Here is a 1,163-nt window from a genome sequence, read left to right on the forward strand (position 1 = left end):
GCCCGTTCCCCTCAGCCGGGCCCGGACTGGGGTGCGGATACGCTGACCGCGCTGAACGAGCTGGGGAGTCGTGACTTGGACGTGGCGCGCAGGCGGGCTCTGTCGACCGCCGCTTACTCCGTCGCCGCGCTGGCCGTGCCGGGCCAGGACTGGTGGGAACGCATGGCCGAACGCCCGGCCGCGCGCCCCGCGGCCCACCATCGCCGCGTCGGCCGCGGGGACCTGGCGGCCGTGCGCGACATGGTCGCGATGTTCTCCCGCGTCGACCAACGGCACGGCGGCGGGCACGCGCGCACCGCCGCCGTGCAGTACCTCACCACCGACGTGAGCGCCTACCTCGGCGGCCGGTTCGCCGACGATCGGGTGCGGCGCGAGATGTACTCCGCGGCCGGCGAACTGGCCTATCTCTCCGGGTGGATGGCCTTCGACAACGCCGAGCACGCAGCCGCCCAGCACTGGTTCACCCTCGCCGTCCGCCTGGCAGCGGAAGCCGACGACGCGCCCCTGGCCGGCCACGTGCTGCGCGCCATGGCCCACCAGGCCGTCGACCTCGGACACGCCCGCCAGGCCCTCGACCTGGCCGATGCCTCCGTCGACGGCCCGCGCTACGCCCTCGCCGCGCCCCGGGAACGCGCGCTGCTCGGCGTCGTGCACGCCCGCGCCCTCGCCGCCGCCGGACAGAAGCAGGCCGCCGCAGCCGCCCTCGTCCGCGCGGAGAACGACCTCTCCGCCGCGGCGCCCGGCGACGACGAGCCGGCCCGCGTGTTCTTCTTCGGCGAGGCCAGCCTTGCCCACGAAACGGCCTGCACCCTGCGTGACACCGGCGATCTGGCAGGGGCGCAACGCGAGTTCCGCCGCAGCGTCCGCACCCGGAGGGCCGCCACCTTCACCCGCACCCACGCCGTGACCCTCGGCTACCTCGGCTCCGTCCAGGCCCGCCAGGGCGCCATCGAGGAAGCCTGCGCCACCTGGTCCCGCGCCCTGGACGCGATGGACGGCATCCACTCCGCCCGCGCCCGCCGCACCGCCACCGACATGCGCCAGGCCCTCTCCCCCGTCCGCCGCCGCGGCATCCCGGCCGTCACCGCCCTCGACGCCCGCGCCGCCGCCTACCTGACCGAGACAGCCTGACCCAGGAGCCCGCCATGGCCGAAGAATTCACG

Annotated in this window: 1 protein-coding gene; it reads left to right on the top strand. The window is 75.8% G+C overall.

Translation table 11 applies throughout. The features are described 5' to 3' along the window. The coding region (locus D7231_RS35260) for an NsdA family TPR-like regulatory protein (protein ID WP_120760463.1) at positions 1-1,131 on the top strand (1,131 nt) is incomplete at its 5' end. Between the last annotated feature and the right edge of the window lie 32 nt (positions 1,132-1,163).

Origin of the sequence: Streptomyces klenkii, from assembly GCF_003626645.1 — a bacterium.
Taxonomy (GTDB): Bacteria; Actinomycetota; Actinomycetes; order Streptomycetales; family Streptomycetaceae; genus Streptomyces; species Streptomyces klenkii.